Annotated in this window: 7 protein-coding genes; 5 read left to right on the top strand and 2 right to left on the bottom strand. The window is 67.7% G+C overall.

The window, feature by feature from the left end; genetic code table 11:
* Positions 1-356 precede the first annotated feature (356 nt).
* From clpB to QUW25_RS03590, 3 genes are all read left to right on the top strand, one after another.
* The gene (gene clpB / locus QUW25_RS03600; protein ID WP_289510864.1) at positions 357-2,987 is read left to right on the top strand and encodes an ATP-dependent chaperone ClpB; all 2,631 of its coding nucleotides are present in this window, start codon (positions 357-359) and stop codon (positions 2,985-2,987) included.
* An 84-nt stretch (positions 2,988-3,071) separates the two neighbouring features.
* Positions 3,072-4,661 carry a PASTA domain-containing protein gene (locus QUW25_RS03595; RefSeq protein WP_289510863.1) on the top strand — a complete coding sequence of 530 codons (1,590 nt, stop codon included), beginning with the start codon at positions 3,072-3,074 and terminating at the stop codon, positions 4,659-4,661.
* Positions 4,654-4,800, top strand: coding sequence for a hypothetical protein (locus tag QUW25_RS03590; RefSeq protein ID WP_289510862.1), 147 nt, complete (start codon positions 4,654-4,656; stop codon positions 4,798-4,800). Before QUW25_RS03595 ends, QUW25_RS03590 begins: the two co-directional genes overlap by 8 nt.
* A gap of 18 nt (positions 4,801-4,818) precedes the next feature.
* Here QUW25_RS03590 and QUW25_RS03585 read toward each other — a convergent pair whose 3' ends face one another.
* Entirely contained in the window at positions 4,819-5,232 is a 414-nt protein-coding gene (locus tag QUW25_RS03585) for a hypothetical protein (protein WP_289510861.1), read from the bottom strand.
* Positions 5,233-5,504: 272 nt separating this feature from the next.
* Here QUW25_RS03585 and QUW25_RS03580 point away from each other — a divergent pair, with 272 nt between their 5' ends.
* Positions 5,505-5,936 carry an Hsp20/alpha crystallin family protein gene (locus tag QUW25_RS03580; RefSeq protein ID WP_289510860.1) on the top strand — a complete coding sequence of 144 codons (432 nt, stop codon included), beginning with the start codon at positions 5,505-5,507 and terminating at the stop codon, positions 5,934-5,936.
* 110 nt (positions 5,937-6,046) lie between these two features.
* Here the strand turns inward: QUW25_RS03580 and QUW25_RS03575 are convergent, their stop codons facing one another.
* A complete protein-coding gene (locus QUW25_RS03575) occupies positions 6,047-6,859 on the bottom strand; it encodes an MBL fold metallo-hydrolase (RefSeq protein WP_289510859.1) in 813 nt (270 codons plus the stop codon).
* A 91-nt stretch (positions 6,860-6,950) separates the two neighbouring features.
* Between QUW25_RS03575 and tilS the strand changes: the two genes are divergently transcribed.
* The gene (gene tilS, locus QUW25_RS03570) at positions 6,951-8,453 is read left to right on the top strand and encodes a tRNA lysidine(34) synthetase TilS (RefSeq protein WP_289510858.1); all 1,503 of its coding nucleotides are present in this window, start codon (positions 6,951-6,953) and stop codon (positions 8,451-8,453) included.
* Positions 8,454-8,469 lie beyond the last annotated feature (16 nt).

Raw genomic sequence — 8,469 nt, 5'->3', positions numbered from 1 at the left:
GACTTGATGCGCTGTGCAGCCGGGAGGCTCCTGGCATAAAACTTGTTGCCCACAACCAAGGAAAACCTGACGAGAAGACCGCGCTTCTCGGCGCTTGGGGCCTATCTGGTCGTAGTCACATAAAATGTTTGCCCCAAAACCCACCAAAGGTGACAGAATCGGCGCCTCCGGCGAGCGCGCGGGGGCGAGAAACCCAAAAACGGGTTGTTTCGTACAGGCGGGAGCCGCGCCAGGCGCACGCCCAAAATAGCCGCGTGCAAAAAATCTACTATATGGACACTTAGATTTGCGTATACGCCCCAGCTCACGCGGGAACAATACCCCTTGAGAAACAGACAACCCAGAAGGGGGCAACTATGAGACTCGACAAGTGGGCCGTCACGGCACAGGAGGCGCTGCAGGCGGCCGTCGGCATCGCAACCGACGCAAACGCGGGCCAGCTCATGCCCGTTCACGTGCTCAAGGCGCTGCTCAGCTCCGGCGAGCACAACCTCCGCGCGATCATCGAGCGCGTGGGCGCGGACCCGGCGATCATCGAGGGCCAGGTGGATGACGCCATCGCGCGCCAGCCGCAGGTCTCCGGCGACACCGCCCAGATGGGCATGGCCGACGCCACCGTGCGCGTGGGCAACGCCGCGGAGAAGCTCGCCGCAAAGATGGGGGACTCCTATGTCACCTCGGAGCACCTGCTCTGCGCGCTCGCGGACGACAAGACCGACGCGGGCTCCATCCTCAAGGCCGCCGGCGTCACCGGCAAGCGCGTGGAGGAGGCCTACAACACCCTGCGCGGCGACGAGCGCGTGACCAGCCAGGACTCCAAGCCGGAGTTTGAGGCGCTCGAGAAGTACGGCCGCAACGTCACCGACCTCGCGCGCAACGGCAAGCTCGACCCCGTGATCGGCCGCGTGGAGGAGATCCGCCGCACCATCCAGGTGCTCAGCCGCCGTACCAAGAACAACCCCGTGCTCATCGGCGAGCCGGGCGTGGGCAAGACCGCCATCGTGGAGGGCCTGGCGCAGCGCATCGTCAACGGCGACGTTCCGTCCACCCTGCGCGACAAGGACATCGTGGAGCTTGACATGTCCGCCCTGGTTGCGGGCGCCAAGTACCGCGGCGAGTTTGAGGACCGCCTGAAGTCCGTGCTCAAGGAGGTCGGCAAGTCGGACGGTCGCATCATCCTGTTCATCGACGAGCTGCACACCATCGTGGGAGCGGGTGCCACCGAGGGCTCCATGGACGCTGGCAACATCTTGAAGCCGGCCCTAGCTCGCGGCGAGCTGCACGCCATCGGCGCCACCACGCTCGACGAGTACCGCAAGTACATCGAGAAGGACGCGGCGCTCGCCCGCCGCTTCCAGACCGTCATGGTCTCCGAGCCCACCGTGGAGGACACGATCTCCATCCTGCGTGGCCTCAAGGAGCGCTACGAGCAGCACCACCGCGTCCGCATCACGGACTCCGCGCTGGTCAGCGCCGCGGACCTCTCCAACCGCTACATCTCCGACCGCTTCCTGCCGGATAAGGCCATCGACCTGGTGGACGAGGCGGCAAGCCGCCTGCGCATGGAGCTCGACAGCATGCCCGCGGACATTGACGCCGTGGACCGCCAGCTCACGCAGATGCAGATCGAGGAGCAGGCCCTCATGAAGGAGGAGGACGCTGCCAGCAAGGAGCGCCTCGAGGCCCTGCGCGGCGAGATTGCCACCACGCGCGAGAAGCTCGACGGCATGAAGGCCAACTGGGAGAACGAGAAGGGCGCGATCGACCGCGTGCAGGACCTCAAGTCCAGGATCGAGGACGCGCGCGTGGAGATGGAGCGTGTGACCCGCGAGGGCGACCTCGCGCGCGCCTCCGAGCTGCGCTACTCCACCATCCCGGCCCTCCAGCGCGACTACGAGGACGCCGAGTCGGCGCTCGCCGCCAAGCAGGAGGCGGGCGGCCTGCTCAAGGAGGAGGTCACCACCGAGGAGATCGCCGAGGTGGTGAGCTCCTGGACCGGCGTGCCCGTCTCCAAGATGATGCAGGGCGAGATGGACAAGCTCAAGAACCTGGAGGCGGAGCTCCACAAGCGCGTGATCGGCCAGAACGAGGCCGTCTCGGCCGTGGCCGCCGCCGTGCGCCGCAGCCGCGCCGGCCTCTCCGACCCCGACCGCCCCATCGGCAGCTTCTTCTTCCTCGGCCCCACCGGCGTGGGCAAGACCGAGCTTGCCAAGGCGCTCGCCGAGTGCCTCTTCGACGACGAGCGCGCGCTCGTGCGCATCGACATGTCCGAGTACATGGAGAAGTTCAGCGTCCAGCGTCTCATCGGCGCGCCCCCGGGATACGTGGGCTATGACGAGGGCGGCCAGCTCACTGAGGCCGTACGTCGTCGCCCGTACTCCGTGATCCTGCTCGACGAGATGGAGAAGGCACACCCCGACGTCTTCAACATCCTGCTCCAGGTGCTCGATGACGGCCGCCTCACGGACGGCCAGGGCCGCGTGGTGAGCTTCAAGAACACGATCATCATCATGACGTCCAACGTCGGGTCCCAGTTCATTGCCGGTGCCAACGCATCGAGCGACCCGGACGAGGTTCAGCGCGCGGTCAACGACGCCCTGCGTCAGACCTTCAAGCCGGAGTTTTTGAACCGCATCGACGACGTGGTGGTCTTCCACGCCCTCGGTCTCGAGGACATCGAGAAGATCGTGGACATCCAGCTCAAGGACGTGCGCGAGCGCCTCGAGCGCGACCGCATCCGCCTGGAGCTCACGCCGGCGGCCAAGCAGTCACTCGCCTTCGACGGGCTCGACCCGGTCTACGGAGCGCGCCCGCTCAAGCGCCTCATCCAGCGCCAGGTGGTGGACAGCGTGGCCAACCTCATCATCGACGGCAGGCTGGGGGAGGGCGACGTGGTTCGCATCGACGTGGGCGACGACGACCGCCTTTACGCCGAGCCGGTGATCCCGGGCGCCGACGAGCCCCTCGAGCCCGACGCCCTCGAGTAGCCCCCTGGGGTGCCCGGCTTGCACTGAGCGCAAACCGGGCACCCCTGAGCTACAATCGAGCTTCAACGAAAGGTTGGAGGCGATATGGCATCGACTGAGGACAACGAGAGGCCCGTTGCGGACGAGACCGTCATGATGTCTCCCGAGGAGCTTCCGACCACGATGATGCCGGAAAGCCCCGCGCCCTCTGTCGATCCGGCCCCTGCCGCCGGCCCCGCCCCCGCACCCAACCCCGCCTCGGACCTCACCGCGCCCGACGGCATCGACGCCCTCGACGACCCGTACTTCTCGCCGGTCGTGCCGGAGGACCTCACCACCGCGCACCAGCCCGTCTCCATTCCCTCGCCGGTAGAGAGCCTGCCCGAGCGCAAGCGCCGCCTCCCGCGCTGGGGAATCGCGCTCATCGTCGTGGTTCTTCTCGCCGCGGCGGGAGCCGTGGCCTGCCTTACCTACGAGAGGGAGCTCTGGGGTGGAAAGACCATTCCCAACGTGATGGGCATGAGCGCCGACCAGGCCGAGCAGACCTTGACCGACCTTGGCTTTAGCGTGGATGTTTCCTATCAGGCCGCAGACGAGAACCTGGGCGTGGTCATCTCATGCGACCCGGTGCCCGGCATTCGCACGGACCTCTCCGAGACCATCACCATTACCGTGACCGCCGAGCGTGTCATCCCCTCCGTCGTGGGCATGAACGTGAACGACGCAACGCGCGCCCTCGCGGAGGCGGGTGCGGCCAACGTCTCCCTGACCTACCTCAACTCGGAGCAGGAGAGCGGCACGGTGCTCGACGTGAGCCCCGGCGAGGGGAGTGCCTTCGTCTCGTCCGACCAGGTGACGCTCACGGTTGCCCGGACCTACGCGGTCCCCAACGTCGCGGGTATGACCGCAGAGGAGGCCCTGGCCGCGCTCGAGCGCGACGGGCTCACGGGCAGCGTCACCTACGTCGAGTCCGACGCCGAGCGCGGAACCGTTGTGGCCGCGAACCCCGACGTGGGCTCCGAGGTCTCTGCTGGCAGCACCGTTGAGCTGAGCGTCTCGAGCATCTACCCCTCGTCCCCCACGAGCCTGCTCGAGTACTTTGAGGTGGAGCCCACCGATCTTGCCACCTATCTCGATGACGAGGGCTACACCCTGCGCTACGGGGCAACCTTTGCGGCGGGCGGCAACGCCCACGCGGCGTACGAGGGCAAGGACGGTGACGTCCTGCAGATCACCGACGCGCCTGAGACGGGCAGCTACGAGGGGGACTCAAAGGCTGACGTGCTCGCACGCGGCGCGGGCGTTGGGGGCGTGCGCTACGCCTTTGCCGCCGCCTCCGTTCCCGAGGGCGGTTCCGTGGAGAGCGAGAAGGGCCTGCGCGCCGTCATGGAGGCGTGCGGCCTCACCGGCCTGCGCAACACCTGCACCCAGGAGGACGTTGAGGCCCCCAACGAGCTCAGGGGGAGCGAGGCGTTCAAGGACGCGCACTTCATCTGCGGTAGCGGCGTTCAGGGTGGATACACCTGGGCGGTGCTCATCGGTGGCACGGGCAGCTCGACGCACGTCGTGGCGCTGGTTGCGCCGTCGAGGCACTTCTCGGAGCTGGACCTCTCCGACTACGGCGGGGACGTCTGCGACTACGTTGCGTGCACGGATTTGTTTGCGGCGATGCTGAGGAGCGACGCGCATGAGTGACGAGAAGGACAAGCGGGCAAAGCAGGCCGAGAAGGACGAGTTTATCCGCGCCGAGAACGAGGACGACGACGGCTACGACCCCTATTCCGACCGGCGTCCCGACCCCGAGCCGCTCTTTGAGCGCGATCCCTGGAGCTAGCGCGGCGCGCCTGCGCCCCTACAGCGAGGCGGCGCCCCAGTTGGCCTGCATGTACTCCCAGAGGAAGTAGACCACCACGGCCAAGACGGCAAGGACCACGATGAGCGCGATGGCGGACTTGATGCGGGTCTTGCGCTCGCGCGACGCGAAGATGTCCCGGCGACCCTTGGGAATCTCGAGGTACTGACCATAGTGGAGGTCGCGGCGGAGCTGTGCCCCCTCAGAGCGGGAGCGACGGTACGCGCCGCCGGAGAGAACGCTGCCGCGCGTGGTGAAGTCTGAGTCGTGCGCGTAGCTCTCGGGCTCCTCGGCCTCGTGGGCAAGGTCGTCGATGGGCTCGACGCTGCGGTGCGCGGGCCGCTGGCGGACGTAGGGGGCGCTCTGCTCGGGCATGCTCTCGGGCTCGCGCCCGAGCTCGTTCTCGTTGCTCATGTATCGTGCCTCCGATGAGAGTCTCGCACGGCAATGCACTCATGATAGGGCAGGCCGGGGCATGCGCGCGCCCCGCTGGAAAAGACTCTCAAAAATGTAAGGAGCGCGCAACAGCCTGAACAATATCTAAGTCATAGACGCTTAGATATGATGAGTATGTGACGCTAAGAAAAAGTGTCTCTGTGCGTATAAAAGCGGCGACGCGGGGAACAAATAAGCATGAGCAACAAGGGCGCCAACCCGGTGCCCGCAATCACAAGGGAGTGATTATCATGGCAAGCATGGTTCCTTACGATCGTTACGCACGTGCGCTCCGCAACTGGCCGTTCGATGAGATCGACCGCTTCTTTGACGCGCCGTTCGCGGCGCTCTCCACCGGCAACGCCGGGTTCAAGATGAACGTCGAGGACGCGGGCGACAGGTACGTGGTCACCGCCGAGCTGCCGGGCGTCACCCGCGACCAGATTGACGTCGAGCTCAACGAGGGCCGCCTCTCCGTCTCCGTTGAGAAGAAGGAGTCCGACGAGGAGAAGGGCAAGAACTACCTCTACAAGGAGTCCGGCGAGTGGAGCGCCACGCGTGGCGTCTATCTCAAGGACGCCGCGGTCTCCGGCCTTTCCGCCAAGCTCGAGGGCGGCATCCTCACGGTGAACGTTCCCAAGCAGGTCGAGAAGGCCAACGTCACCAAGGTCTCCATCGACTAATGATGACAAAGGTGACAGGGTAAACTGTCAGGTTTTGCGACGGGTCGGGGCCTTCGGGCTCCGGCCCGTTTGCGTGCGGCGGTAAGAGAGGCGAGAAGGGCCACGTCGCCCTACCACACGCTCATCGGCCAGTCCTGCGCGGCACAGCAGATCGTGAGCCGACCGTCTTTCGTGCGCGCCTCAGGACGGCCCTCGTCATCGGCTCCCACCTGCGCTCCCATGGCCTCCGCGAGCGTTCGCACGCAGACGCTCGGCCGGTTGTTCTCCTGCGAGAGGTGCATGGCCACCACCGTCTCGGTGTCCTCGCCCACAAGGCAGACCAGCGCCTCCGCCGCCTGGGCGTTTGAGAGGTGGCCGCACGGCCCGCCCACGCGCGCCTTGAGGTAGGCGGGGTAGTCGCCGGTTGCGAGCATGCGCTCGTCGTGGTTGGACTCAAGCGCAAGGATGCGCGTGCCCGCGAGCGCGTCCAGGGCCTCCTCGCCCAGCTCGCCGGTGTCCGTGCAAAAGCCGAGCGCGTCGTCTTCCGTCGAGAAGCGCAGGCCCACCGGGTCCGCCACGTCGTGCGAGGTGGGGAAGGTCCGAACGCGCATCCCCGCCACCTCAAACTCGTCGGAGTGTCCCACCAGCACAAACGGCAGCTCGGTGAGGTAACGCCGCGCCCCGGCGGTTCCCGCCGTGGCAAAGAGCGGCCCGTCAAAGCGGTTGCAGAACACGCTGAGCCCGCCCACATGGTCGGAGTGCTCGTGCGTGAGGATGACGCCCACGATGCGCCCCGGGTCCACGCCCAGCTCGTCCGCGCGGGTCAGCAGCGCCTTCCGCGAGATGCCGTCGTCCACGAGCACGATCCCGCCCGGCCCCTCTATCAGGGCGGCGTTGCCCTTTGAGCCGCTGGCCAGCACGTGAAGGTGAATCTCGGGGGTCATCGCGCTCCTCCCTGATGAAAAGCGACGGTCACTTTTCATCGTTGTCGTACACTTGAGTCCGCCATCTAGGGTAACCGTTGGGAGGTCGCTCATGCCAAGCGTTTCTCGCCGATACGCGGGCGGCAAGTCCCGCTTTGACCGCCCGAGCGGCCGTGCGGACGAGGAGCTCGCCGGCCCCGTGATCCTCATGGTCTCGGGCGGCGCGGACTCAACGGCGCTGCTCGTGCTGGCGGCCACCTCCACCCTGGACATCGACGACGGCCGCGGCCCCGCGCGCATTGCCCGCGAGCGCCTTCACGTTCTGCACGTCAACCATCGCCTGCGCGGCATAGACGCCGAGGAGGACGAGGAGTTTGTGCGCGACCTCGCGGCGCGCTACGGCATCCCCTGCACCATCCGGCGCGTGGACGTGGCCGAGCTCGCCGCGCGCACGGGCGACAACGTGGAGAACGCCGGCCGCGCCGTGCGCTACGAGGAGGCGGCGCGCCTCGCGGGCGAGCTCTCCCGCGAGCTCGGCACCCCCAGCTCGGCGGCGCGCATCCTCACGGCCCACACCGCCAACGACCGCGCGGAGACCTTCTTCATGAACGCCATCCGCGGCACGGGCGCCTCGGGTCTCTCGTCCATCCCGCGCCGTCGCAACCGCATCGTGCGGCCGCTGCTCGACCGCACGCACGAGGAGCTCTGCGACCTACTGCGCATGCGCGGCATCGTCTGGCGCGAGGACGACACCAACGCCGACACGCGCTACCTGCGCGCCTACGTGCGCCACGAGCTCATGCCCGTGGTGGAGCGCCGCAACCCACGCGTCACGGCGAGCCTTGCCACCACCTGCGACATCCTCTCGGACGAGGATGCCTACCTCACCTCCGTTGCCGCGCGTGCCCTGCGCGACCTCACGCGCCGCGAGGCCGAGGGGCTTCTCGTCCTGGACGCGGCGCGCCTGGCCGCCCTTGACGTTGCCATCGCGCGCCGCGTGGTGCGCGCCGCCCTGCTCGCCGTCTCGCCCGAGGCCCGTCTTGAGGCACGCCACATTGCGGGCACCCTGCGGGCGGTGGCGGCGGGGGAGGGCTCGCTCACGGTTCCCCTTGCGGTTGACGTGCGCGTGGAGCACGGCCTGCTCCTCCTGCGCGCCCGCTGCGACGCGCCCGCGCCCCCTGCCGTCTGGCTGGAGGTGCCCGGCCGGGTGGAGCTGGCGGACGGCCGCATCCTCACGGCGCGCGTTCGCAAGGTCCCCGTTGGCAGCGACGTGGAGGCCCGCGCCCGCGCGCATGCGCTCGAGTGGGCGGGGGAGTCCGTTCTTCTCGACGCCAAGGCGGCCGGCGTTGACCCCCTGCGCGGCGGGCGCCTCTGGGTGGACGGCCTGCATCCCGGCGACGTGCTCTGCCCCCTGGGCATGCACGGCCAGTCCAAGAAGGTGTCCGACCTCCTGAGCGAGGCGCGCGTGCCGCTTGAGGAGCGTGCGGGCGTGCCCGTGGTGCGCACCTCGCCCACGGGGTCCGTGGTGTGGGTGGCGCCCGTTCGCGCCGACGAGCGCGCCCGCTGCACCCCGGCAACCAAGTGGCTGCTAGAATTAACCATCAGCGAGTCATGACAAAAGTGACAGGGTA

Source organism: Thermophilibacter provencensis, assembly GCF_030372065.1.
GTDB lineage: Bacteria > Actinomycetota > Coriobacteriia > Coriobacteriales > Atopobiaceae > Thermophilibacter > Thermophilibacter provencensis_A.
This window is presented reverse-complemented; position numbering and strand designations above follow the sequence as displayed.